Genomic DNA, 25,250 nt, shown 5'->3' on the forward strand with positions numbered 1-25,250 from the left:
TCTTGTTACTTTATTTTACGTTGTCCATCATGTCAAAGATCTTTTACTCATTGCTGAGTCATGTGGAGAATAACGGATTCGAACCGTTGACCCTCTGCGTGCAAGGCAGATGCTCTAGCCAGCTGAGCTAATCCCCCAGGTTTCTCGTTTTAGAGATTCTGTAGTCCCAGGCAGAGTTGAACTGCCGACCTCTACATTATCAGTGTAGCGCTCTAACCAACTGAGCTATAGGACTGTCAACTTTGCCTTGGTTGCCCTCAGCATCATTTTTCTCTCTTACTTACTTTTTATCGTAAGTATGATCTATATTTTATACATATTCAACCGTAGTACAAGTTAACTAATACCTTATAGTCAACTTGATAACGAACTCTTCGCTCCAGAAAGGAGGTGTTCCAGCCGCACCTTCCGGTACGGCTACCTTGTTACGACTTAGCCCCAGTCATCGGTTTTACCCTAGGCCGATCCTTGCGGTTACGGACTTTAGGTACCCCCAACTCCCATGGCTTGACGGGCGGTGTGTACAAGGCCCGGGAACGTATTCACCGCGCCATGGCTGATGCGCGATTACTAGCGAATCCAGCTTCACGAAGTCGGGTTGCAGACTTCGATCCGAACTGAGATGGGGTTTGGAGATTAGCATCCTGTCGCCAGGTAGCTGCCCTTTGTCCCCACCATTGTAACACGTGTGTCGCCCCGGATGTAAGGGCCGTGCTGATTTGACGTCATCCCCACCTTCCTCACAGCTTACGCTGGCAGTCTCTTTAGAGTCCTCAGCTCGACCTGTTAGTAACTAAAGATAAGGGTTGCGCTCGTTATGGCACTTAAGCCGACACCTCACGGCACGAGCTGACGACAACCATGCAGCACCTCGCAAATGGCTATTACTAGAAGAAGTGTTTCCACTCCGGTCCAAATGCGTTCAAACCCGGGTAAGGTTCCTCGCGTATCATCGAATTAAACCACATGTTCCTCCGCTTGTGCGGGCCCCCGTCAATTCCTTTGAGTTTCACCGTTGCCGGCGTACTCCCCAGGTGGATTACTTAACGCTTTCGCTGTAGAGCTTACTGTGTATCGCAAACTCCTAGTAATCATCGTTTACTGCGTGGACTACCAGGGTATCTAATCCTGTTTGATCCCCACGCTTTCGTGCTTCAGTGTCAGTTATAGTTTAGTAAGCTGCCTTCGCAATTGGAGTTCTGCGTGATATCTATGCATTTCACCGCTACACCACGCATTCCGCCTACCTCAAATATACTCAAGCCCTCCAGTTTCAACGGCAATTTTATGGTTGAGCCACAAACTTTCACCGCTGACTTAAAAAGCCACCTACGCACCCTTTAAACCCAATAAATCCGGATAACGCTCGGATCCTCCGTATTACCGCGGCTGCTGGCACGGAGTTAGCCGATCCTTATTCATAAGGTACATACAAAATGGTACACGTACCACACTTTATTCCCTTATAAAAGAAGTTTACGAACCATAGATCCTTCATCCTTCACGCGACTTGGCTGGTTCAGGCTCTCGCCCATTGACCAATATTCCTCACTGCTGCCTCCCGTAGGAGTCTGGTCCGTGTCTCAGTACCAGTGTGGGGGACCTTCCTCTCAGAACCCCTATCCATCGCAGACTTGGTGAGCCGTTACCTCACCAACTATCTAATGGAACGCATGCCCATCTATCAGCAATAAATCTTTAACAAATATTCCCATGCGGGACCCCTGTTTTATGCGGTATTAGTCCGACTTTCGCCGGGTTATTCCCCTCTGATAGGTAGGTTGCATACGCGTTACTCACCCGTGCGCCGGTCGTCATCTCTGTATTGCTACATCATGTTACCCCTCGACTTGCATGTGTTAAGCCTGTCGCTAGCGTTCATCCTGAGCCAGGATCAAACTCTTCGTTGTTTAAATTGTTTTGTCTTGCTCAGAATTCGTCTTTATTTTCAAGTTTTTGACGGTATTAATTTTTAATACTTGTACTACTTGTTGATATGTAAATCTTTCAAAGAACTCTTGTTGTTACACTCGCTAGTTTTTTAGCGAACGTGGATGCAAAGATAAGAACTTTTATTTCATACTTCCAAATGTTTTAGGAAGTTTTTCTAAAAGTTTTTTTCATCATGTTTTGCAGTGCCGTTCTCTCTCGAATGCGGATGCAAAAGTAGTGCTTTACAACATACACTCCAAACTTTTCTTACTTTATTTTTTACTTAAAATCGTAGTAATACAACTACATTTCTGTATCACTGAATGTTACGAGTAAAAAAAAACAATCAACAACAAAAGAACTCTAAGCCTGAGAAATCGAATACACATATATTATATAGAAAATACGATAATCATAATTGCTTATTCATTCCAGAAATAGACAAACCATACCCAATAAAAAAACAAAAGCCCCTTACCCTTCCGGATATGGAGCTTTGTTTACCTCTCTGGTTTTACCCGAGGTTAACCTAAATACGATTTGAGGAGCTTGCTACGTGTTCCTTGTCTTAACCTTCTAATTGCTTTTTCCTTGATCTGGCGGACGCGCTCTCTAGTGAGGCCAAATTTGTCGCCAATCTCTTCCAATGTCATTTCCTGACAGCCTATACCGAAAAACATTTTGATTATTTCACATTCTCTTTCGGTCAGTGTAGCAAGTGCTCGATCAATTTCTTTAGCCAGTGACTCGTTCATCAACGATCGGTCAGCGATAGGAGCGTCGTCGTTCACAAGCACATCCAAAAGACTATTGTCTTCGCCCTCTACGAACGGAGCATCTACTGAGATATGTCTTCCGGACACCTTTAGAGTATCTGAAATCTTATCTACAGGAATATCCAGTTCGTCTGCAAGTTCTTCGGGAGATGGTCGACGTTCGTTTTCCTGTTCGAATTTAGAGAAAGCTTTACTGATCTTATTCAGCGAGCCAACCTGATTCAACGGAAGACGAACAATTCTTGACTGTTCTGCCAAAGCCTGCAGGATAGACTGACGAATCCACCATACGGCATAAGAAATAAACTTAAACCCTCTCGTTTCATCAAACTTCTCGGCTGCTTTTATCAATCCCAGGTTACCTTCATTAATAAGGTCAGGCAAACTAAGCCCCTGATTTTGATATTGCTTTGCCACAGAAACGACGAAACGCAGATTTGCTCTGGTTAATTTCTCCAATGCTCTACGGTCTCCTCTTTTGATTGCCTGTGCCAATTCTACTTCTTCTTCAACTGTAATAAGATCTTCGCGGCCTATTTCCTGAAGATACTTATCAAGCGAAGCACTTTCGCGATTGGTAATGGACTTTGTAATCTTTAACTGTCTCATCCAATGTTTTTAATTGAGAAATATCAGGGTGCAAAGATAATATTATTTTTATTGAGAAAATTGGTCGTGTGCACCCTACACCCGACCAATTATAAACCTTTAACAATCTTCCCGCCAAATAAGACGAATATAACTTTATTTTATTATTCGGCTAGATCAATAGCATAAACTTTTGTACGTCCATTCGGATAAAAACCTTTCACAACGATGTAACGATCATCAGAATTTCCTTTCAATACTTTATCTACCAACTTTTCGAGTTGTTCAGGTGTAGATATCTTCTGGTCATTGACAATCATGATTATGAAGCCTTTCTGGATTCCGGCATCTTTCATTTTACCTTTTAATAATCCGCTTACTTCAACACCATAACTTACACCTAGTTCACGTTTTTGTTTATCCGTCAACGCTTTAAAAGCGGCTCCAAGAACATCTGCACTATTATCTCCTGCATTCTTTACAACAGATGTACTACCTTGTGCATTACGAAGTTCTACAGTAAATGTCTTATTACTTCCATTACGATCGACAGTGACTTCTACCTTATCTCCAGGACGGTATTTACTGATCTGTTCCTGTAATGCATTCGCATTTTTCACTTTTGCACCATTTACAGCAATGATCACATCACCCTTTTCGATACCGGCTTCTTTAGCAGAACTTCTATCAGCGAAATCAGAAACACAAGCTCCTTCAGACACTTTAATCTTCGATTTCAACTCAGTCAGCTCCTCTTTCAGTTTACTATCCAGGTTAGGATAACTCAACTGCTCGGCAATATCACCCACACTCATCATCAAAACACCCAGAACAGCACGCTGTACAGTTCCATATTGTTTCAAATCGCTTGCCACTTTACCTGCAATACTAATAGGTACGGCAAATGAATATCCGGCAAAGTTTCCTGTTTCTGAATAAATAGCCGTGTTGATACCAATCAGTTCACCTTTTGTGTTTACTAAAGCACCACCACTATTACCAGGATTTACAGCTGCATCAGTCTGGATAAATGATTCAATTTTACTTCTGTCACCTCCCATAGAAATACCGCGGCCTTTTGCACTAACGATACCGGCAGTAACAGTAGAGGTTAAATTGAATGGATTACCTACAGCCAACACCCACTCACCTACTTTCAGTTTTTCAGAATCACCAAACGGTATAGTAGGAAGATCCTTTGCATCTACTTTTATTAAAGCAATATCCGTAGAAGGATCGGTCCCAATCAATTTTGCCGGGAATTTACGGTTGTCATTCAAAGTGACTTCCAATTCATCAGCACCATCGATCACATGGTTATTTGTAATAATGTATCCATCTGTGGAAATAATGACACCCGAACCAGAACCTACGCGGGGTTGTGGTTGCGGACGCTGGAAACCTCCACCTCCTCGTCCTCCAAATCCGAAGAAGTATTCGAAAGGATCAACATACTGCTGCTGGCCTCTACCACCATCAGCATATTGCTTAGCATTCGTCGTAGCTTTAATATGCACTACCCCATGTACCGTACTTTCTGCAGCTTTGGTAAAATCCGTATTTTCAGCAGCCACTGCATTCAATCCGGCATACCGGATAGGCTGATTAAATGTATTTGTTGAATCAGTGACATAAACCGGTTGTTTTTTATTCATCAGATAAGCACTTGTCCCAACCGCAGCACCGGTACTGATGGCAGCAACAAGAACGACTCCTAGCACATTTTTCCACATTGTTTTCATACTCTTTCTATTTTATCAAACATTTAAATTTAACACTTTTCTTTCGACAAAGAAAGTTCAAAAAACGTGCGATTATTCCATTTGCCTTTGATTTTTTATCACTTTTAACGGCGATTTATCCGGGGTTAACTGCGCTTAACAGTACTGTGTATTGCAAAGTACCTTTTTAACAATCATTCCCCTGCCAAATGGTCATGCTTTCAGTAATATAACAGTAAGAACGGCAGAAAGTTCAACCGGATTGACAGCAGGCTAGTGAATATAATAAGCGATAAGCCCTACAAAATTGTCAACCGTCAACCGTCAACTATCAACTAAAATACCTATCTTTGTCGCATTGCAGCCTGCCGGTCTGTCGCTCATCTTCGGATGTGAGGAAAGTCCGGGCAACACAGAGCACCATACTTCTTAACGGGAAGCTGTTCGCAAGGGCAGAGTAGTGTAACAGAAAATAACCGCCGGATTCGTCCGGTAAGGGTGAAAAGGTGAGGTAAGAGCTCACCGGGTCCCATAGTAATACGGGATGCCGTACATCTTATGGGTTGTAAGGTCATGTATACCGGCGTATGTAGGATTGCTCGTCCGATGCCGGGGGGTAGACCGCTAAAGCTTGCCGGTGACGGTAAGACAAGATAAATGGCAGACACTTCAGCTTCGGCTGAAGTACAGGACCCGGCTTATAGGCAGGCTGCATTTTTTATTCATCCGGCAAACACTCTTTGCCCCTACATTTCACAGCATGAAGAAGAAGACGGATAAAAAGACTGCTGAAAAAAAGCCTCTGGGAGAACGGATCAACGCCTTGCTGACACGAACCATTCATTTTGTTACTTACGACATCTGGCGAATTACAGAAAATGAAGTAAGCGGCCTGAAAGAAATATATATAAACACGATCAAGACAGTCATACTGGCCATACGCGGATTCAACAGCGAGAACCTTCAAACGAAAGCATCCGCTCTTACTTACAGTACATTATTGGCTATTGTTCCCTTACTGGCGGTATTATTAGGTATTGCCAAAGGCTTCGGATTCCAAGAAGCAGTACAACAGGAACTCTTCGATTATTTTCCCCGACAAGAACAAGAGTTAAGCGAAGCCTTTAAGTTCGTAGAAAGATATCTGGCACAAGCACAAGGCGGAGTCATTATCGGAGTCGGTCTTATTCTTTTATTCTACACAGTCATTAACCTGATTTCGTCTATAGAAGATACATTCAACGATATCTGGCAAATCCAAAAGTCGCGTCCATGGCACCGGAAAATCTCCGATTACCTGGCTTTATTCCTCATATTACCGGTATTAATGACAGCTTCAAGCGGTTTGTCCATATTTATGTCTACGCTGCAAAACTCATTCTTAAGCAACTATGTATTCTTCACTCCTTTGGTAGAGTTCTTCCTGAATATCGCTCCGTTCATAATCACAATAATGGTATTCACAGCCTTGTATGTTTCCCTCCCCAACACGAAGGTGAAATTTGTAAACGGACTTGTTGCCGGCATACTGGCAGGTTCCGCTTTCCAGTTTTTCCAGTTCATTTATATCAGTGGGCAGATATGGGTTAACAAATACAATGCTATCTATGGTAGCTTCGCTGCTTTACCTTTATTATTATTATGGTTACAGTTATCCTGGTTAATCTGCCTCTTTGGAGCAGAACTATCTTATGCTTCTCAGAATGTAAAGAAATTCAGTTTTGAACGAGATAGTAAAAACATCAGTCGACGATATAAAGACTTCCTAACCTTATTGATCGCTTCTCTGATCGTAAAACGCTTTGTGAAGGGAGAAAGGCCATATACTGCCGATGAACTGTCTGACGATTATCGCATCCCCATCCGGGTAACAACGGAAATACTTTATTTGCTTACCGAACTTCATATTATCATAGAAGTCAACTATGAAAATGACGAACGGGTAGTCTACTATCAACCAGCCATTGATGTAAACAAGATCAGTGTAAGTTACCTGTTGACGAAGATGGATGAATACGGTTCCGAGAACTTTAAGATCGATACCTCCTGCCTGTTCACAAAAGAATGGCATGCCTTGCTCAAAACAAGAGAAGATATGATTAAAGCGAACAATAATATCCTGCTTAAAGACTTATGACCCACGACCTGACACATGGTCCGGTATGGAAAGTGATCGTACGCTTCGCACTCCCACTACTCATCGGTAACCTGCTGCAACAGTTATATAATGTAACCGACAGCATCATCGTCGGACAATTTCTGGGAAAAGAAGCGCTTGCAGCCGTTTCCGCCTCTTTCTTTATTTATTACTTCATTATTTCATTAGTGATCGGAGTCGGAAGCGGAACATCCGTTGTCGTTTCACAATTTTTCGGAGCAAAACAATACGATAAAGTTCAACGCGCCTTCTCTTCTTTTTTTATTTTCATGCTCGTAGCCGGGATCGCTCTTTCAATAGCCGGCATCATCTTTTCCGAGCCTATTTTTCGCCTGACCAACACACCGGAGGAAGTCATACCTGATGCTGTTGCTTATTTCAGAATATATATCGGAGGAACTTTTCTCTTCGTCACATTCAACAGTATAATCTCCATATTAAGAGGTGTAGGCGAATCCGTTCGACCAATGATCTTCATATTTATTACCACCGTACTGAATATCGTTTTAGATTTATTATTCATCGTTGGTTTTAAGTGGGGAATTGAAGGAGCAGCACGCGCAACCGTCATTGCACAAGGAATTGGAATGTGTATCGCCTTAGGATATGTAAATAATACGCATCCCCTACTCTCGATCAAAAAACAAGACTTGCTATTTGATATGAAACTCTTTAAGGAAGGATTGAAAATAGGACTTCCCACTAGTGTTCAACAATGTGCAATTGCCCTAGGCTTGATTGCCTTGCTTGGAATTGTCAATAGTTTTGGAACCGACACGCTGACAGCCTATGGAGCTGCAGGTAAAATCGATACAATCATAACACAGGCCGTTCTCACTTTATCGGGTGCACTGGCAGCTTTCTGCGGACAAAATATCGGAGCCGGCCATTTCGACCGTGTCCGTAAAGGTTTACGATTTACCATGCTGGTCAATCTCATATTCAGTCTGATTACATTCACTGCCATTTACTTTTTCGGAGAAGAAATGATGCGGGCTTTTACCAGCGACCAGGCAGTAATCACTATCGGAAAAGAATATTTACTGATTATAGGAGGATTCTTTATTGTGCACGGTGCACTGAATATATATAACGGTGCACTCCGGGGAGCAGGAGATACTATCTTCACAATGGTAACCAGCTTACTATGCCTGTGGTTGATCCGTATCCCACTCTCCTACCAGCTAAGCGCATGGTACGGACGACAAGGAATCTGGTGGGCTATCGGAATCAGTATCGCCATTGGATTTGTCATCACTTATATCTATTATAAAATGGATCTGTGGAAGAAAAGATGTGTCGTAAAATAACCGGCAGGGCGAAACAGGTCAAATACCTGATCGCTCTGCTGTTATTATGCTAATGAGAGGAAATCTTTCATTTGAACTGCATCATTTTGCTGATGTATTTGCCCACAATATCAAATTCCAGATTGACAACAGTGCCTTTTTCGATCTGGCAGAAGTTCGTATTATCATGTGTATAAGGAATAATAGCCACTTCAAAGCTATTTTGCTGTGAGTTACAGACAGTCAGGCTGACGCCGTTCACACAAACGGAACCTTTTTCCACTGTCATATACCCTTGCTGCGCCATTGCCTTGTCGAAAGCATATTCAAATGTATAATACCAGCTACCATCCGCCTCGCGTACATCTTTACATACAGCAGTCTGATCCACATGTCCCTGCACGATATGACCGTCCAGGCGACCGTTCATCATCATGCTTCGTTCTAGATTTACCAGATCACCTATTTTCAGTAAACCAAGATTCGAACGATCCAAAGTTTCCTGAATAGCAGTCACCGTATATGTATCGTCGGTCAGACTTACAACCGTAAGGCATACGCCGTTATGTGCCACACTCTGATCAATTTTCAGTTCATTTACAAACGAACATTTCATTGTGATATGCAGGTTTCCCTGATCTGCGTTCAACGCAACCACCTGAGCAGCTTCTTCTACAATTCCTGAGAACATAGTCTTGTGTTGTTTTAATTAATATTTTCAACATCAAAGATAAAGAGAATTGATGTACTTTTCCTCAAAATAGGTAAATTTGTGCAGATAACCTTATGAACATATTATTATCACTTTAAAATTAGAGCCATTATGTCAATGCACGAAATAGAAAGCCTGGTAGAATATTCTGTGAAAACAGTCGCAGCCGCTTCACCCACTCCACCTCTGGCAAAGAGCATCTGCTCCAGTCTTTACCAACTTCAAAGTCATTTCGACTGTGGATACACCGTACTGCGTGTACGAGAAGAACTGGAACGACTTGGATACCTCTACCTTCTGCCGCCGGAACAACTGCCCGAGCCGGAACGTAGCGAAGCGATGAAACTAGTCGGAAAAGGCGGCTTCTTCACCAAAGGAACATATTTTGATGCAGTAACAAACCGCTGCTATATTACTGTCGACTCAGCGCTGTATCAAAAGTTGCTCTCGCTCGGTATCTTACCGGCAGAAACGTCACAAGAAATTCAATCCTTCTCCCCTCTCGAACTGATAGAAGCCATTGCTCCACTGGCTTCGAAACAATCAGCCCAAGATAGCCAGGTTGCGACCGATACACTGGGACTCTGGTACGGACTCTTCCCCGTCATTTACCTTATGACAGGATATGACGAGAAGCCAGATAACGAAAGAATTCAGAAATTGCTCCGCTACCTTGCCACCCCCGAAACTTTTAAAGCCGCAGAAGAATATATCCGGGAAGTAGATTTCGAAGACTTTGCCGATGACGAAGAACTGCCCTTCTGTGCAGAATGGAGCACCCCTTATAAGGATTGGAAAGAAAGAAAAGAAGACGACAAAACTCCATATAACGAGTTTTGTAAACGGATGGTATACAATTTCATGGGTAATAATGAGTTTGCAGAAGCCGACAAGTACGCTTCCCAGATTGGAGATGAAAACGACCCTGCCCGCCTACTCCACCGTGGCATGGTCAGTATCGCCTGCCACCAATGGTTAACAACACAGGAACCCGGTACCCTGCCGCCAAAAGGCCTTCTCTCCCTCTGCGAAGCAAAAGTCGGATTTGAATACCTGGCCGGATTAGACCTGCCGGAGCAGGGACGAACAGTCTGCCGCATGTATATCTTACAGGCTCTGAAATTACAGGGCGATTCTCCGGCCTTAGTCGAGTTATTACAGCAGATGTACAACGAAGCAATTGCCATAGTTAAACAACGCCCCTACGGACAAACCAAGCAGTTACAATATATTGCATTATCTATCAGCTACTATCAAATGCTCTTAGAGAATCTCCCGGACGGCTATCTCCCTAAAAAAGAACTGATGCGAAACGGTCTGCCAGGGCTGTTTGACTTGTCTGCCATCAAAGACAAATGCAACGAATTGCATCACGAAATGCCGCAGGCTGCAGAAACATTGCAGCAATACATGGAGCAATGCGACTCGTTGATGCAATACATCCAGGAATAATACCTATCATATGTTCCAATATCATATAAAATACTATATTTGTCATTAGTAATCAATCTAAAAAATTATGGACGCACAGAAAGTGGACTTGTTCCTCCTGACAAACAGTAGCAAACTACCTAGCAGTCATATATCTATTATAAGAGACCGCCTACTCGCTATGGATGAATCCAAACTGATTTATCTGCAAACTTGTGATTTTAAAGACCCGACAGTAATACTTATTATTTCCGTATTCCTGGGTTCGCTCGGCATAGACCGTTTCCTTATCGGTGACGTCGGCCTGGGTGTCGGAAAGTTAGTCACTTTAGGAGGTTGTGGTATCTGGTGTATTATCGATTGGTTCCTCATCATGGATGCAACCAAAAGAAAAAATCTGGAACAGCTGCAAAACGTATTAATGTTTTAACTTCTGCCCTCATTGTGGGAACAAGAAATAAATATGCATATCTTGCCATAATCATAATGGTCGGATATGCATTATCTGTATTTCCCTGCATATTCCACACAATCACCGGATATCCCTGTCCTGCCTGCGGAACACGCCGTGCACTTCTAATCTTATTAACAGGAAATATCTACGACTCCATCCTGATCAATCCGTATGGCTTATTACTCGTTCTACTGACAGCCATCTATCTTACCGGCATGACGATAGACTATATCCGAAAAAAAGATCAGTTCCGAAGCTGGCTGAAAAAAGCGGAACGACATCTCATGAACAAATACATCCTCGCTTCCATTATTCTCCTAGCTATCCTCAATTGGATATGGAATATCTATAAAGGACTGTAAATAACACAGGAAATTCGTATCTTTGCATCATATTCACAAACCGACCGAAAATAATATGGAAGCAAACAAAGTCGATAAATTTCTTCTGGCGAATGAAAGCAAATTTCCTGAATATGAAATTCCTATCCATCGGCTATTAAACCTCACTCCCGAACAGGAGATCATCCTGGAAACAACACGGTTCAAAAGACCGGGCAGGATATTACTCACCTCTATTTTTCTCGGAATACTAGGAATAGACCGTTTCCTTATCGGAGACATAGCCAAAGGAATCTGTAAACTCCTTACCGGTGGCGGACTGGGAATCTGGTGGCTCGCCGACTGGTTCATGATCACCGGAGTGACGAAAAGAAAAAATATGGAAAAACTAAATCAGATAATCAATATCTAAAAATCATTACAGAAGCGTAAAACAGCATTTGTTATGGATAAGAGAAATCTTCATAGACTACGCCGAATGCTTATTATTACAGCATCCTACCTATTATATTCTCATCTCGCCTATTGTCAACATATTGAAATATGGTGGCAGAAAGCGAAGGCAGCCAAAAAGGCAAAAAACTATACCGAGGCTGTCAAATGGTATCATAAACTGGCAGAAGCCGGCCATTCCATAGGTCAGTTCTACCTGGCGCATAGCTACAGCGAAGGTTTAGGCACCGACATCAACCTTAAAGAAGCCGTCAAATGGTACAGGCGGGCTGCCGACAAAGGACTGGCCGAAGCCCAGCTCAATCTGGGACTTTGCTACAGCAGCGGCGAGGGCGTTGAAGTAAATAAAATGAAAGCCCTCCTTTGGTATCAGAAAGCGGCAGACCAGGGAATGGTGGAAGCGCAATTTAACATCGGTTGTATTTATGCTAACGGAGAAGGAGCCCTTCAAAATGACCGCATGGCTGTTTACTGGTATCGGAAAGCTGCTGTCGCCGGATATGAGAAAGCACAGCATAATCTGGGAACATGCTATGAATACGGGAAAGGCGTTCCTCAAAATTACGAGTTAGCCCTTTACTGGTATCGCAAAGCGGCAGACCAGGGATTCCCCGATTCGGAATACAACATTGGAGTATATTACTACTTGGGCAGAGTAGTCGAATATAATCTGGAAGAAGCATTAAGATGGATGCAGAAAGCTGCTGATAAGGGACTGGAAGACGCACAGAACGCTATCGAATATATTCACAATCAGGAAAAATAAAAAAGACTGTCGAAGTCTGTATTGCTACAAACTTCAGGCAGCCTCTTCTTTTATAATATGCCTGGAACGCTATTATTTAGCCTGTTCCAGCTGCAAAGTCTTAGTCGGTTCGTCGCAAACTTCTGTCGGACCGAAATACTGGATCGGACCCGGATAAACATAGCTTGTAGTCAACGCCCATTCGTCACGGTTAGCAGCGAACTTCTTGAAAGGAGCACCGTCCAGCTTCACCAAAGCTTTCTGGATAACCGGTTTCATTTCGCCATGACGTTTTTCCATGTTCATCATCATTGTTACAGGAATACCACCGGCAATCCACTTGTCAGCAGGAGCAGTTGTATTACGTACAGATGACATATAACCAGTCTTACCAGAAGCGATCAGGCAAGAAGCAGTGTAACCCAAAGAATAGCAGTAGTCAGCATCGTAGTTAGACGGAGCAGCGCAACGACCTTCGTAACCGAAGAAGTGGTGCTGTGCAGCAAACTTACCGTTATATTTACCTTCTGCCTTCCACTGAGCCAGCTTGTTGCCAACCATTTCAGACAGCAGTTTTTCTGTTTCGATCAGAGAAACCTGAACGTTTCCGTGCGGGTCGCGATCCAAAGAAAGCTGACGTGCAACGCCTTCCGGCAGAGAAGCATACAGGTCAGAGTTTTCTTTTGTCAGCTTGCTGATGATATAAGCACGCTGTTCGCTCTTCTTGATCATCTTAAATTCTGCATCGTGTTTAGCCAGGAAGTCGTTCAATTCAGCGATCAGACGCTTCATAGCCGGAACGAATTCAATCAGACCTTCAGGGATCAATACAGTACCGAAATTATGTCCTTCTTCAGCACGTTTTGCAACGATACCTGCGATATATGTAACAATATCATCCAAAGACATGTTCTTTTCTTCCACTTCTTCAGAAATGATACAGATGTTCGGCTGAGTCTGCAAAGCACATTCCAGTGCAATATGAGAAGCAGAACGTCCCATCAATTTGATGAAGTGCCAGTATTTCTGAGCTGAGTTACAGTCACGTTGGATGTTACCGATCACTTCTGAATATACTTTACAAGCCGTATCGAAACCGAAAGAAGTTTCAATCTGTTCGTTTTTCAAGTCACCGTCGATCGTCTTCGGGCAACCGATAACCTGTACACCTGCGTTGATAGCTTTGTAATATTCAGCCAATACGCAAGCATTTGTATTTGAGTCGTCACCACCGATAATAACCAGAGCAGAGATACCCAGTTCTTTCAGGATTTCAAGACCTTTGTCGAACTGTTCTTTTGTTTCCAGTTTAGTACGACCTGAACCGATCATATCGAAACCACCTGTATTACGATATTCATCGATAATATCAGCAGTCAGTTCCATATATTTGTGATCGATCAGACCACCGGGACCCAGGATAAAGCCATACAGACGAGAGTCTTTGTTTGTAGCTTTTACACCGTCGAAGATACCGGCAATCACGTTATGACCACCAGGAGCCTGACCACCTGACAGGATCACACCTACATTGATAGCAGGCATATTTTTCTTTTCGCTGCTCTTTTCGAAAGTAACGATCGGCATCCCGTACGTGTTAGGGAACAGTTTTTTGATATCTTCCTGATCGGCTACTGATTCTGTATACTCGCCATCAACGGCTTTTACAGCACCTTTCAATGCAGCGGGTACCTTAGGCTGGTAAGCTGCTCTTGCAATTTGTAATGCGCTCTTTGTCATTTCTTAATCTGATTTATATAGAAATTATCTGATTTACTCCTAAAAGCGGTGCAAATATAGAATTTTTTCTTTAATCGTGAAAGAGGAAAGAAAAGTAAATAGCAGAACCACTTCGAGTAAAACTTGAAATATCAGCTTCTGTCTAATTCTTCATCATAGGATCTATTTTTAATTAGTATTACAGCCTTTTACTTTATAAGTCAACGATTCAAAGCATTTAATATATACTTTGTTTCTTGTTGCATTATAGGGACTTCGACTAAATAATACTTATTATAAGATGAATGAAATATAACTAAGAACATTTGATCTATATTTATTCCATAATTGTTTTCCACAATATATTTATACAAATTTTGTTGTAAACAATAATGATTATATGAGGAATCATCAAGATGCTTTAATCCTCCAATGCCATTTTGAAAGGAATTTCTTCGTATTACAAAACCAATTCCGTTGGGAATAATAATTTTCTCGCTCCGTTTCCAATCGAACATGATATATCTATTCTCTTTTTTAGCGATAAGATCAATAGATCCTGCTATTTGATATTTAGAATCAAAAACTCTCCATTCTGTCCGATATGGGGTAAATTCATGTTCTTTAATAAATAAATCAAAGAAATCCAACTCTTTTTCTATTGATTTACAGTTTGAAACTTTAATATCTTTCCCGTTATAATTGAATTGGTATATATTTTCTCTTATTTTCCCTCCAAAAGTATTTTCTATTTGTGTATGCAAAAAAGTACCGCACTCTTTTGCCATATTCCCTTTACATTCCCACTCTTCCAAAATATAATCTATCGTAACACCTCTTTGACTTGCTTTCATCTTAGCAAATTTTTCTTTATCAAACTCATGAAAAAAGCGAGAGACCGCAGTACTAACCGGAATAAATTCAATATTATTTACAAGATATAAATGTTCTTCAGGATAGAATTTAATAATGTCATCATTTTTATGCTTATTATTTTTATTAATTGGGAACGGACTATAATCAGGCAATGAATCATTAAAAGAATCTATAATAACATACAGCTCTTCATTCTTTTCTTTTTTCGATAATTCAAATGGATATTCTGAGTCTATGATCTTTTGTTCTAAAAAATGATCTATTCCTAAATAAGCTTCTCTAAACTTATCTTTTTCCATCTTTTGTGCTTCAAGATTAGTCCATTGATCTTCCTCTTGGACATCTACTTCATTTTTTAAAGACAAAGGGATTATGAAATCTGGATAGATTGATTTCAATAACATAACAATAAATTTCACACAACTTTTTTCTTGAGTATGGATTTGTTTTTCAGTAAACCGAACAACAATCCAACCTCTCTCAATAAACCAAATATTTCGTTTGGTATTTTCCCCCAAACAGTGACAAGCCTGTCTAGTTATAGCAGCATAAGGTTCATCTATTTCAATATCAATTCTAATATCTAAGCCTAAATTATCATCAATTATTACTATATCAGGTTCAAACGGTTTCGTATTTTCCGAAGTATTCAAATGAACATTACCTAATATCTTAAAAGAATCTTTTATATATCTTTTTAATGTGTTTTCAAAAGAAAGTTCCTTATACCCTCTAAGTCTTGTTTTTCCCTCTCTATACGATCTTATCACACTATTTTTCTTAGGACAAAGAACTACTGGATATTTCCAAGGCAAGTCTTGGATATAATTCGGTGGTATATTATACTTAACAAACAGAACTGGTTCGTCCAGAACTGGTTCGTCCAGAACTGGTTCGTCCAGAACTGGTTCGTCCAGAACTGGTTCGTCCAGAACTGGTTCGTCCAGAACTGGTTCGTCCAGAACTGGTTCGTCCAGAACTGGTTCGTCCAGAACTGGTTCGTCTTTTTTTTCTAATACATTTTCCCTCAAAATAGATAAACATGACGGATCTGATCCATATTCATTATATCCACAAATACCCTTTTTACTCAATAAAATTAACAAATATAACCATCCTATATAAGGAACAAAATTCCATAAATAATACCAACCACTTTTACCTATATCGTGTAAACGCCTAACAGAGATTGCGATTGAAGGAATAATTGTAAGAATTGCATACAATGTGCTAAATACCCCATAAGACGAATCACCAATTGTCGTTCCCAATAAGGTATCTATTACAAATGTAACAATCAAAAAAAACATATAGTAAAAAAAGAATACCCAAAATTCTACTCGACTTGCCCTCCCTTCATGAACAGAATATTTCTTTAATGCATCAATAAAATATTTCATATAATATTTAGATTTAACGTACTTCAGTATCCCAATAGTACAAATAAAATAAAAGCGTGGAACTGTGTGCTGCTTTATAGATGGAGGTCCTCGGATGACCTTAAACACAAAACAGACAGCAGACCCACGCATATACGTGTGAACCCACTGTGCTGTCCTTGTGTTTAATTCAAATGAAAATTTCCGAGGTTTCCATCTATAAGGACAAAGCACAACGCTTCTTTTTCTAAAATAATAAGGAGTATCGACTCTTCGAACTTCTCTTAAGGAACAAAGATATAAATTCTTTTCGCGTATTTGAAAGTAAATCAAAAATTATTTCATCCTTTACATTTCATATCTGTTACTTATTACAAATTAATTAAACGGATAAGACAATATACTTACTCAAAATCAATTCTATTTTATTCCGCATTTTTCTTCAGCCACTCCAATCTGCGCAAATCAGGCAAATGCTTTACCTGGAAATGTTCAAACTTTACATTAAAACCGTTCCCATCAGGACAAGCACCCATAAAGCCGACTTTTACCGGCGTATTATCCTGTAGCCAGGCATTTCGCATCATGGTGTAGGTCTTGTCATCAAAGGAGTAGAATATTTCGACGGCATCCAACCGTCTGACTGCCTTGATCCAGATATAAGGGACAGGTTTATCCAGTGTTATCACACTCCAGTCGCTGGTCTTATGGGTAACGACCGTGCTCAGATTGAATTTACCGTCTACAAATTCGATACCGGCCTTGATATAATTCTCATGGTCTATACGCAGCATCAGTCCCGCCTGATCGAAACGCTCTTTATAATCGCCCGTGATCTTCACTTTGGCTTCAAACTCGCCGCCATAGGTCGCATAATAGAAAGGCGCATCATCGACGGTAAATCCATAATGAGAGATACGCCAGTAATCGCTTTGCGGGGTGACGAACATAGACAATGTCTTGTCCTTGATCTCCCATTGTGCTGGTTCGTTGAACCACTGCATCTTTTCGAGTGTCTGTGCCGATGTTGTTTCCATTGCCAGTAAGGCGAATACGCCTAAGATTATTTTCTTCATTGTTTTCATACATTTTATTTACCTTTGCAAAGGTAGACCTTTGCCGATAAACATACAATACAAAATTAAAACGTTACCGAAATAGAACTCCCCACCGTAAGGATCTGTGTACACTTCTTATCGGATGGGGCAGCCGCCGGCGTCAAATTGTAATCCAGAAAGAACTTTACCCCCAGATTCTGTTTAGCCAGGAACGTCATCGAACCACCCGTTTCCATACTCATACCGCCCCTATTACCGATCGTCACGGTCGACAGGTCACACGCGGAATAGTGACCGTATCCGGCCAGCAACTTACTACCGACCAACAGACGGGAAGCCAACGGATAAGAGAAGTATGCTCCGGCATATCCCGCTATCCAATCCAACGACTCGTCTTCGGCTACCTCATTCAAGATCACAGACATATTCGCTGCCGTGAACTTTCCGCCGAACCCGACATACGGGTTGATGAACCAGGCTCCCTCGACACCGGCACTGCTACCGGAAGAAAAACTCATCCGGGAATGACCATTTAAGCGATACTCGCCGGGAATAACACTAAGCCCCAGATGAAGCCCCAGAAATGAAGGAACATGGAAACGATCGAATGTCTCAGAAGAAGCGGAACGGTTCAGCCCTTTCTCTTTGAATATCAGGTCAGCAAAGAAATATCCCAACTCCGTCGACAGGATACCGAAACCGGCCCCTGCCAGGATATCACTCAGCCAATGTTTGTTGTTTGCCATCCGCGTAAGCCCGGTCGCAGTAGCCACCGAATAAGCCCCGATACTATACCACGGACTTTTGAAACCATATTCTTTGCTCATCATTGTCGCCGTCATAAATGCCGTTGCCGTATGGCCGGAAGGAAAAGAATGATCGTTGGAACCATCAGGACGCATCACTTTGGTATGAACTTTCAACTGCCCCACCACCGTCGACATGATCACAGCGGAAAAAGCATCCGAAACCAGCATCCGTCCCCACGAACTTCGACTTTCCACGCCTCCCGCTTTCATTCCCAGCATCACGGCAGCCGGAAGATATTGGGTATAATCATCGTAACGGCGGCTGAACGCAGGCAGATAAGCATTCCTCAACTGCCGGAAATGGTCGTCTTCACTTTTCACGATCAACCCTCCGACAACAAGCGGGACACCGATATAAGTCATCTGATAAGCCCGCGAAGAAGTTACCTTGTTTATAGTCCGCTGAAAGCCACTCTCCCGGGGAAAGATCTTTACAGTATCGACCTGTGCATGCACACCCCAAGAGACAGATAATAAGAATAAAAAGAATAGTTTGCTACGCATCATTGAATATAACTATGAATGACGGCAGCAAAACTAGAAAGCAATTTTGTAGATAATTTGAATTTGGTCAGCCTACTTCCTTCTTGTCGAAAGATACGGTAAACCGATGCAAACCTTCCTTATATATATAATGTATATGCCAACCATGATATTCACATATAGCCTTTGCGATAGCCAACCCCAAACCGTTCCCCTGCACCTTCTCCGAAGGACGGTAAAAACGGCTGAACAACAACTGCTCGTCCAAACCCGCCTCCGCCGACGTATTCGCGATGGTCAGCCGGCGATCCGTTACGGAAATAAAGATTTCCCCGTCTTTCACATTATGACGTACAGCATTTATAATCAGGTTATTTATCAGGCTTTCCAATAACGTCCGGTTGGCCTCTACCTGAACCGGAAGAGCTCCGAGATCCGTATGCACCGTTATCCCTTCCGTCAGCTTTACCAGTAAAGGCAACATTTCTTTCAAAGTCCGCGCCACATCCATCTCTTCCATCTGTTTATACTGATCGTTCTCGATACGGGCAAGCAGCAACAGGTTTTTATTCAGGCGGGACAGGCGGCGCGTCACTTCATACAGGCTCTGGACGATCTCCGCCTGTTCTTCCGTCATATCGGACTGCTGCAACAATAGGTCCAGTTTGCTTTGAAACACAGCTAAAGGGGTTTGCAGTTCGTGCGAAGCATTCTCCGTAAACTCCTTCTGCAAACGGTAACTCTCCAGGTTCTTTTTCATCAGCTGGGTAAGGGCGGCATTCAGCCGGGTAAACTCCTGTGTGTCATTCGGCATAAACCGGGGAATACTTCCTCCTTCGAGAGAGAATCTTTCTATACGCCGGAGCGTATCGTCGAAAGGTATCCACAGGCGCTTGGAAATAAGCCTCATCATCAGGACAAGGGCAATACTCAACACACCGGTGATCAACACAAACTGCAGAACCACTCCGACCAGCAGATCCCTCTCCAGATCCATTGCCGGCAACGGATTTCCCGCCTCTACCGCCTCTATTATATCTATCAGATCCTCGGCATAAAAATACTTCGTCAGATAATAGAACAAAGGAGTAGCAAGCAACAACAACACAGCTGCACAGACGATAAACTGCGTCAGGCTTTTATGTAACAGACTTTTCATTCGATCCATTTATATCCGGTTCCATACACGTTCTTGATACAATCGTCCGCACCGGCTTCCGCCAGCTTGGCCTTCAGGTTCTTGATATGGGCATATACAAAATCCTGGTTATCCAGCATATCTGCCATATCACCGCTCAGGTGTTCGGCAAGGGCACTTTTAGAGATCACCTTGTTACGATTTCCGATAAAGAAAAGCAACAACTCATATTCTGTCCTGGTCAGAACCACTATCCGGTCCTTTACATGGACTTCCTTGCTTAACAAGTCGACACTGATATCGTTGCTAGACAACGTATTGCTGCTTGAAAACTGCCTGCGGCGGATAATAGCATAAATACGCATACTCAGTTCAGGCAGATGGAAAGGCTTGGCCAGATAATCATCAGCCCCGATCTTCAGACCGTTCACCTTATCATCCAGAGAGTCTTTCGCTGAAACGATGATCACTCCGGCCGGATTGTTCTGCCGTTTTATCTCCCGCAGGACATCCAAACCGTTGCCTCCGGGCAACATCAGGTCCAGCAGGATACAGTCGTAATCGTATAAATTGACTTTCTCCATCGCTTCCCCGAAAGTAAAAGCCTGCTCACACAAATAGTTCTCGGAATTGAGGAAGCCGGCAATGCTGCCGGACAATTCCCGTTCGTCTTCAATGATCAACAGTTTCATTTCACAATCATTAAAATGCTTCCACCGGTTATCAGCAGTCCGCCGATAATCACTCTCAAACTTACAGGTTCCTTCAGAAAGAGGAAAGAAAGACAGATCGTGAGAACAACGCTCAGCTTGTCGATCGGAGCCACACGTGAAACATCCCCTTCCTGTATCGCCTTGAAATAAAACAACCAGGACAGCCCCGTCGCTATCCCCGACAGGATAAGGAAAGTCCATGTATGCCGGTTGATCTCTTTTATCTCACCGACATGATTACCAAAGAATACGATCCCCCACGTGATCAACAAAATAACCAACGTCCGGATAGCCGTCGCCAGGTCTGAATTAATTCCTTTGACACCCACTTTCGCAAATATAGCCGTTAAGGCAGCAAAGAGAGCCGATAGAAGCGCATAATATTTCCACATAATACATACTGATTAGGATATGACAAATTTACATATTTCCTGAGAATTCTTTTTACCGTTTATAAATTAACATCATCAGGCTCGGCAGAACGATCAGCAGCAACGGCAGCCCGGCAACAAACCCTCCTATGACGGCTACAGCCAGCGGTTGCTGCATCTGTGCCCCCATACCGATACCGAGAGCCAACGGCATCAGTGCCAGGATCGCCCCTATGGCCGTCATCAGTTTGGGACGGATACGCAAAGCGATGGCATAATTGACAGATCCCGCCACATCGCCACCGGCTTTCCGGTTCATACGATACTGATGGACCGTGAAGATAGAGTTCTCCGCAATAATACCGACAATCATAATTATCCCCGTATAACTGCTGACATTCAACGGAACACCTGTCACCCACAATGCCAGCAGGCAACCACAGATACCCGTTACCGAGATAAACAACACAGCCAATGAAATCCTCCACTGCCGGAACAGGGACATAAGTACACCGAACACCAACAAAATTGCCAGACCGAGAATCAGCAATAACTCTTTAAACGATTGCTGTTGCTCGGAGTAAGCGCCTCCGTAGACAAGGCTGCAACCTGCAGGTAACGTCAATTGCCGGGCAAACGCCTGTTGCAGGTCACCCATCGCGCTACCCAGATCACGATTTTCCAGGCGTGCAGTCAGGGTGATGTTACTTTTCAGGTCTTCACGCCGTTGTTCTATTTCACCGGGAATGACTGTTACCCGGCAAAAGAAAGAAAGCGGGCGCGTACTTCCGTCGGGAAGGAAAATCAACTGGTTACGGAGCTTTTCGGGTGAGTTGTCCGCAAAGTCGGTAAAACGCAACAAGATACGCCTCATCTGTTCTCCCTCCTGAATAGAACCGATCTGTAAACCACCGGTCATAGCCGCCTGCGCCGGGTTAGGCTCAATGACGTCTGCATGAAGTCCCAACGGAACACCCCCTGTATATGCAGCCAGTTGCTCCTGAAAGTTTGTCAACGAGATACCGAATTGCGACAATCGTTCCTGGTCAGGGATAAAAACCAGGGAAGCTCCGGCAGGAATCAGCCCGTTATCGATATCCACTACGCCGGGCACAGTTCTCATCACCTCCTCCGCCCGGGCTGCCAGCTCCTGCAAAGTAGCATAATCATTTCCGAATATTTTCACTTCAATGGGTTTGGGTGTGCTCATCAGATCACCCAGCAGATCGGAAATACGTTGCCCGAAGTCAATGGTCATGGCCGGAACAGCTAAAGAAAGAGAGTGACGGAGGTCACTGATCACCTCCGGCGTCGTCTTCGTCCTCATCTTCTTCAGTTGGATCAGATAATCCCCGAAATTACTCGGACGCGTCTTGAAAGACATCCCCAAAGCAGTACGACGGGAATAAGTATCCACATAGGGATGCGCCAGAATAATCTTTTCCATCTGCCGACAAAGACGATCAGTCTCTTCAATATCCGTACCGGAGGGAGAATGATAGTCGAGCACGATCGTCCCTTCATCCAGATCAGGCAGGAAACCGGTAGTCAGTCGTGAAGAAGCGAACCATCCGCTCCCTGCCAGAAAAAGGACAAAGCAGACGGCAATCCACGGTTTGCCGTAAAGTACGGTAAGCCTGTGAACTTTATGAACGGCTTTCTCTTCCATATTATTATCGGCCGGAGCATCTGCCCGCTTCGGTCCGAATACCTTTTTATAGCCGATCATCAGATGAAAGACCGGAAGCAAAAGCCAGGTCACCAGAAACGAAGCCACCATCGTCAACTGCATCGTGTCGGACAACTCTTTAAAGAAACTTCCCGCCAACCCGCTCATCAGCCGGAACGGGAAATGAATCACGATGGTAGCCAGCGAAGAAGCGACCATTGCCGGAAACAGATTCCGTATGGCATGCCGGACAACCGTAAACCGGTCGGTTCCGGGACGCTCTTCATGCTCCCGGTAAATCTGTTCGATAATAACGATCGCATCGTCTATTATCAGTCCAACAGAAGCGGCTATGGCTCCCAACGACATGATATTGATCGTGATACCAGCCAGATAAACCAGTAAAATACTAAAAGCCAGTGTCACCGGAATAGTCAGCATAACCACCAGACTCGCACGCCAGGAGCACAGAAAAAGAATCATAACTACAATGGCGAGGAACAATCCTTCATAAATCGTCTTTATAACGCTATGTATGCTGTCGCCGACAAAAGCACTCTGATTGTAATAAGGTTTCAACTCATAGCCTGCGGGAAGCTGTGCCCGGACCTCATCTGCCCGAACATCCACATCCCGGGCAAATTCGAGCAGGTTGACTCCCGGCTGCTTGACCAGGTCGATCAGTACGGCATCATTCCCTCCGGCATTGATCTTCAGAAACTCCTGTTGTTCCTGCACTTCCACACGGGCGATATCTTTCAGGCGGACCGTACGGACACCGTCGTTGCAGATGATCGTGTTCTCCAGTTCCTGCATATCATTGATACGGGTATCGGTCAGGGTCAGATACAAACGGTTATAATCCGCCACATTCCCATTGCCCAGCACAAAGTTAGTCTGTTCAAAGACACTTTTTACCAACTCCGGAGTGATGCCGAGGGAAGACATCCGTACCGCATCCGGAATAACGACAAACTCTTTAGCCTTCCCGCCTCTCACGACCACGTTGCTGATCCCTTTAACCTGTGAAAAGACAGGCCGCACGATCAAATTCCCCACATCCCGCAACGCGATACGGCTATGTGTTTTACTCTCCAGCGTATAACCGTACACCGGGAACAAAGACTGGTTCATCGCCTCGGCAGAAATGACAATCCCTGCCGGAAGGAAACTCTTTATCTCGTTAATCCGACTCTCCAGTTGAGTCTTGAGTGCGTAGATATCCAGTCCCCAGTTAAAATACACTTCGATCACGCAACTGCCCCGACTGGTGCTGCTTTTCACCACGGTTACTCCCTGCACTTTCTTTACTGCACTTTCCAGAGGTTTGGTCACGGTAATCATCATCCTGTCTACCGGCTGCTGCCCCGCATCGGCAATGACGGTAATACGCGGGAACAACACTTCCGGAAACAGATTCGTCTGCATACGGGTATAACAAAAGATACCGGCCATCAGCAACAATAAACCGAAAAAGAGGATCGGTTTGCTATAGAGCTGATGAAAACTTCTTTTCTGTATTGTGTTCATTGCTGCTTTCTATTTGAGGATAACGACACGGGCACTGTCTTCCAATGCGTAACTGCCGCTCAGGACAATGCGGTCGGAAGCAGAAAACAAAGGGGATACTATCTCGATACTGTCCGCTGAACTATTTCCTATGATTACGGGAATCCGGACAGCAGTACTATCGTCTGCCAGCTTCATCACCCAATAACCGGTCAGCATCTCATCGCTTTGTACGGCTGCTTTAGGCAGAAGCCTGATTTCATTTCCGGTATGTCCGGTATCCACCAGCACTTTGACAGTCAATCCTTCAGGCAAGAAAGACGAACGAGCGTGGGCCACTACCTGCTGGACCTGCGAAGCGGTGTTCATCGTCGCCAGCGGAGTCCGGATAACAGCCTTCAAGACCGTCGCATCCGGTAATACGATCGTACAGGTCTTCCCCGGTATAATATAACGGCTTTGTTCGTAAGGCACGTTCAACTCAAAGACCAGGCTGTTCAGATCGGCAAGCGTGCAAAGGGCAGTCCCTTCGGCAACGAAACTGCCTGTTTGCTGCATCACAGACGTTACGATTCCGGAGGCAGCCGCTCTGACAGCCACCATCCCCAACCTGTTTTCCTGCGGTTCACCGGACAAGGCACGGTGTTCCTTGCTTTCCAATTTGTAAAGAAGCTGACCTGCCTCTACCTTCATGCCGGGTTGTACATTTACTTCAGAAATAAAGGAAGGGATAGGAGCCGTAACTATCGTTTTGTTCTGATAGACAGTCGTACCGGAAAGTACGATTTCGTTCCTGATCCTGCCGGGTGTAACATGTGTCAGCGTAACGGATGTCCAGGGCTTCTCATAGGAAGTCTCCGCATCGCCGGATGACCGCCCGCAGGCAGTCAGGCATATTGCCAGTAATAATACGATACATTTCATAA

Annotated in this window: 19 protein-coding genes, 2 tRNA genes, 1 rRNA gene and 1 other RNA gene; 8 read left to right on the top strand and 15 right to left on the bottom strand. The window is 43.6% G+C overall.

Annotated elements, in window-relative coordinates:
* Positions 1-63: 63 nt before the first annotated feature.
* The 5 genes from BQ7394_RS07035 to BQ7394_RS07055 form a co-directional block, all read right to left on the bottom strand.
* Positions 64-137 (bottom strand) — tRNA-Ala (locus tag BQ7394_RS07035).
* 24 nt (positions 138-161) lie between these two features.
* Positions 162-235, bottom strand: a tRNA-Ile gene (locus BQ7394_RS07040).
* A gap of 148 nt (positions 236-383) precedes the next feature.
* Positions 384-1,910: ribosomal RNA gene (locus BQ7394_RS07045) — 16S ribosomal RNA — on the bottom strand.
* 546 nt (positions 1,911-2,456) lie between these two features.
* Positions 2,457-3,317 (bottom strand): sigma-70 family RNA polymerase sigma factor, encoded by an 861-nt coding sequence (locus BQ7394_RS07050; protein WP_005641668.1) that lies wholly within the window; start codon positions 3,315-3,317, stop codon positions 2,457-2,459.
* Positions 3,318-3,460: 143 nt separating this feature from the next.
* Positions 3,461-5,038, bottom strand: coding sequence for a Do family serine endopeptidase (locus BQ7394_RS07055; protein ID WP_075556713.1), 1,578 nt, complete (start codon positions 5,036-5,038; stop codon positions 3,461-3,463).
* A gap of 339 nt (positions 5,039-5,377) precedes the next feature.
* Here BQ7394_RS07055 and rnpB point away from each other — a divergent pair.
* From rnpB to BQ7394_RS07070, 3 genes are all read left to right on the top strand, one after another.
* Positions 5,378-5,734, top strand: an RNA gene (gene rnpB, locus BQ7394_RS07060) — RNase P RNA component class A.
* Positions 5,735-5,777: 43 nt separating this feature from the next.
* A complete protein-coding gene (locus tag BQ7394_RS07065) occupies positions 5,778-7,154 on the top strand; it encodes a YihY/virulence factor BrkB family protein (protein WP_075556714.1) in 1,377 nt (458 codons plus the stop codon).
* On the top strand, positions 7,151-8,485 hold the full coding sequence (locus tag BQ7394_RS07070) for an MATE family efflux transporter (RefSeq protein WP_075556715.1): 1,335 nt from the start codon (positions 7,151-7,153) through the stop codon (positions 8,483-8,485). Before BQ7394_RS07065 ends, BQ7394_RS07070 begins: the two co-directional genes overlap by 4 nt.
* Positions 8,486-8,552: 67 nt before the next feature.
* Here the strand turns inward: BQ7394_RS07070 and BQ7394_RS07075 are convergent, their stop codons facing one another.
* The gene (locus BQ7394_RS07075) at positions 8,553-9,155 is read right to left on the bottom strand and encodes a riboflavin synthase (RefSeq protein ID WP_075556716.1); all 603 of its coding nucleotides are present in this window, start codon (positions 9,153-9,155) and stop codon (positions 8,553-8,555) included.
* A 132-nt stretch (positions 9,156-9,287) separates the two neighbouring features.
* Between BQ7394_RS07075 and BQ7394_RS07080 the strand changes: the two genes are divergently transcribed.
* From BQ7394_RS07080 to BQ7394_RS07100, 5 genes are all read left to right on the top strand, one after another.
* Positions 9,288-10,628: a hypothetical protein gene (locus BQ7394_RS07080; protein WP_075556717.1), complete on the top strand. Its 1,341-nt coding sequence runs from the start codon at positions 9,288-9,290 to the stop codon at positions 10,626-10,628.
* A gap of 67 nt (positions 10,629-10,695) precedes the next feature.
* Positions 10,696-11,037 carry a TM2 domain-containing protein gene (locus tag BQ7394_RS07085; RefSeq protein WP_075556718.1) on the top strand — a complete coding sequence of 114 codons (342 nt, stop codon included), beginning with the start codon at positions 10,696-10,698 and terminating at the stop codon, positions 11,035-11,037.
* 14 nt (positions 11,038-11,051) lie between these two features.
* Positions 11,052-11,423 (top strand): DUF2752 domain-containing protein, encoded by a 372-nt coding sequence (locus BQ7394_RS07090; protein WP_075556719.1) that lies wholly within the window; start codon positions 11,052-11,054, stop codon positions 11,421-11,423.
* Positions 11,424-11,478: 55 nt separating this feature from the next.
* Positions 11,479-11,814, top strand: coding sequence for a TM2 domain-containing protein (locus tag BQ7394_RS07095; protein WP_075556720.1), 336 nt, complete (start codon positions 11,479-11,481; stop codon positions 11,812-11,814).
* Positions 11,815-11,847: 33 nt separating this feature from the next.
* Positions 11,848-12,621 carry a tetratricopeptide repeat protein gene (locus BQ7394_RS07100; RefSeq protein WP_082211696.1) on the top strand — a complete coding sequence of 258 codons (774 nt, stop codon included), beginning with the start codon at positions 11,848-11,850 and terminating at the stop codon, positions 12,619-12,621.
* Positions 12,622-12,693: 72 nt separating this feature from the next.
* Here the strand turns inward: BQ7394_RS07100 and BQ7394_RS07105 are convergent, their stop codons facing one another.
* The 9 genes from BQ7394_RS07105 to BQ7394_RS07150 all read right to left on the bottom strand — a co-directional run bounded on the left by BQ7394_RS07105 (position 12,694) and on the right by BQ7394_RS07150 (position 25,248).
* Positions 12,694-14,340: a diphosphate--fructose-6-phosphate 1-phosphotransferase gene (locus tag BQ7394_RS07105; RefSeq protein WP_075556722.1), complete on the bottom strand. Its 1,647-nt coding sequence runs from the start codon at positions 14,338-14,340 to the stop codon at positions 12,694-12,696.
* Positions 14,341-14,540: 200 nt separating this feature from the next.
* Positions 14,541-16,595: a DUF805 domain-containing protein gene (locus tag BQ7394_RS26070; protein WP_210436522.1), complete on the bottom strand. Its 2,055-nt coding sequence runs from the start codon at positions 16,593-16,595 to the stop codon at positions 14,541-14,543.
* A gap of 404 nt (positions 16,596-16,999) precedes the next feature.
* Positions 17,000-17,650: a DUF1349 domain-containing protein gene (locus BQ7394_RS07120; protein ID WP_075556902.1), complete on the bottom strand. Its 651-nt coding sequence runs from the start codon at positions 17,648-17,650 to the stop codon at positions 17,000-17,002.
* A gap of 65 nt (positions 17,651-17,715) precedes the next feature.
* Complete coding sequence (locus BQ7394_RS07125; RefSeq protein ID WP_139317684.1) at positions 17,716-18,948, bottom strand: phosphatase PAP2 family protein; 1,233 nt, start codon at positions 18,946-18,948, stop codon at positions 17,716-17,718.
* 64 nt (positions 18,949-19,012) lie between these two features.
* Complete coding sequence (locus tag BQ7394_RS07130; RefSeq protein WP_075556723.1) at positions 19,013-20,083, bottom strand: sensor histidine kinase; 1,071 nt, start codon at positions 20,081-20,083, stop codon at positions 19,013-19,015.
* Complete coding sequence (locus BQ7394_RS07135) at positions 20,080-20,754, bottom strand: response regulator transcription factor (protein ID WP_075556724.1); 675 nt, start codon at positions 20,752-20,754, stop codon at positions 20,080-20,082. The genes BQ7394_RS07130 and BQ7394_RS07135 overlap by 4 nt, the downstream gene beginning before the upstream one ends.
* On the bottom strand, positions 20,751-21,167 hold the full coding sequence (locus tag BQ7394_RS07140; RefSeq protein ID WP_075556725.1) for an EamA family transporter: 417 nt from the start codon (positions 21,165-21,167) through the stop codon (positions 20,751-20,753). The genes BQ7394_RS07135 and BQ7394_RS07140 overlap by 4 nt, the downstream gene beginning before the upstream one ends.
* Positions 21,168-21,219: 52 nt before the next feature.
* Positions 21,220-24,345 carry an efflux RND transporter permease subunit gene (locus tag BQ7394_RS07145; protein WP_075556726.1) on the bottom strand — a complete coding sequence of 1,042 codons (3,126 nt, stop codon included), beginning with the start codon at positions 24,343-24,345 and terminating at the stop codon, positions 21,220-21,222.
* Positions 24,346-24,354: 9 nt separating this feature from the next.
* The gene (locus tag BQ7394_RS07150; RefSeq protein ID WP_075556727.1) at positions 24,355-25,248 is read right to left on the bottom strand and encodes an efflux RND transporter periplasmic adaptor subunit; all 894 of its coding nucleotides are present in this window, start codon (positions 25,246-25,248) and stop codon (positions 24,355-24,357) included.
* Positions 25,249-25,250 lie beyond the last annotated feature (2 nt).

The organism is Parabacteroides timonensis (genome assembly GCF_900128505.1).
GTDB lineage: Bacteria > Bacteroidota > Bacteroidia > Bacteroidales > Tannerellaceae > Parabacteroides > Parabacteroides timonensis.

What these genes read in the sequence shown, in the direction of transcription:
- BQ7394_RS07085 (WP_075556718.1), top strand. Translation starts at nt 10,696, where the DNA reads ATGGACGCACAGAAAGTGGACTTGTTCCTCCTGACAAACAGTAGCAAA.
- BQ7394_RS07150 (WP_075556727.1), bottom strand. Translation starts at nt 25,248, where the DNA reads ATGAAATGTATCGTATTATTACTGGCAATATGCCTGACTGCCTGCGGG.
- BQ7394_RS07055 (WP_075556713.1), bottom strand. Translation starts at nt 5,038, where the DNA reads ATGAAAACAATGTGGAAAAATGTGCTAGGAGTCGTTCTTGTTGCTGCC.
- BQ7394_RS07105 (WP_075556722.1), bottom strand. Translation starts at nt 14,340, where the DNA reads ATGACAAAGAGCGCATTACAAATTGCAAGAGCAGCTTACCAGCCTAAG.
- BQ7394_RS07075 (WP_075556716.1), bottom strand. Translation starts at nt 9,155, where the DNA reads ATGTTCTCAGGAATTGTAGAAGAAGCTGCTCAGGTGGTTGCGTTGAAC.
- BQ7394_RS26070 (WP_210436522.1), bottom strand. Translation starts at nt 16,595, where the DNA reads ATGAAATATTTTATTGATGCATTAAAGAAATATTCTGTTCATGAAGGG.
- BQ7394_RS07100 (WP_082211696.1), top strand. Translation starts at nt 11,848, where the DNA reads ATGGATAAGAGAAATCTTCATAGACTACGCCGAATGCTTATTATTACA.
- BQ7394_RS07130 (WP_075556723.1), bottom strand. Translation starts at nt 20,083, where the DNA reads ATGAAAAGTCTGTTACATAAAAGCCTGACGCAGTTTATCGTCTGTGCA.
- BQ7394_RS07070 (WP_075556715.1), top strand. Translation starts at nt 7,151, where the DNA reads ATGACCCACGACCTGACACATGGTCCGGTATGGAAAGTGATCGTACGC.
- BQ7394_RS07095 (WP_075556720.1), top strand. Translation starts at nt 11,479, where the DNA reads ATGGAAGCAAACAAAGTCGATAAATTTCTTCTGGCGAATGAAAGCAAA.
- BQ7394_RS07140 (WP_075556725.1), bottom strand. Translation starts at nt 21,167, where the DNA reads ATGTGGAAATATTATGCGCTTCTATCGGCTCTCTTTGCTGCCTTAACG.
- BQ7394_RS07080 (WP_075556717.1), top strand. Translation starts at nt 9,288, where the DNA reads ATGTCAATGCACGAAATAGAAAGCCTGGTAGAATATTCTGTGAAAACA.
- BQ7394_RS07125 (WP_139317684.1), bottom strand. Translation starts at nt 18,948, where the DNA reads ATGATGCGTAGCAAACTATTCTTTTTATTCTTATTATCTGTCTCTTGG.
- BQ7394_RS07050 (WP_005641668.1), bottom strand. Translation starts at nt 3,317, where the DNA reads ATGAGACAGTTAAAGATTACAAAGTCCATTACCAATCGCGAAAGTGCT.
- BQ7394_RS07120 (WP_075556902.1), bottom strand. Translation starts at nt 17,650, where the DNA reads ATGAAGAAAATAATCTTAGGCGTATTCGCCTTACTGGCAATGGAAACA.
- BQ7394_RS07145 (WP_075556726.1), bottom strand. Translation starts at nt 24,345, where the DNA reads ATGAACACAATACAGAAAAGAAGTTTTCATCAGCTCTATAGCAAACCG.
- BQ7394_RS07065 (WP_075556714.1), top strand. Translation starts at nt 5,778, where the DNA reads ATGAAGAAGAAGACGGATAAAAAGACTGCTGAAAAAAAGCCTCTGGGA.
- BQ7394_RS07135 (WP_075556724.1), bottom strand. Translation starts at nt 20,754, where the DNA reads ATGAAACTGTTGATCATTGAAGACGAACGGGAATTGTCCGGCAGCATT.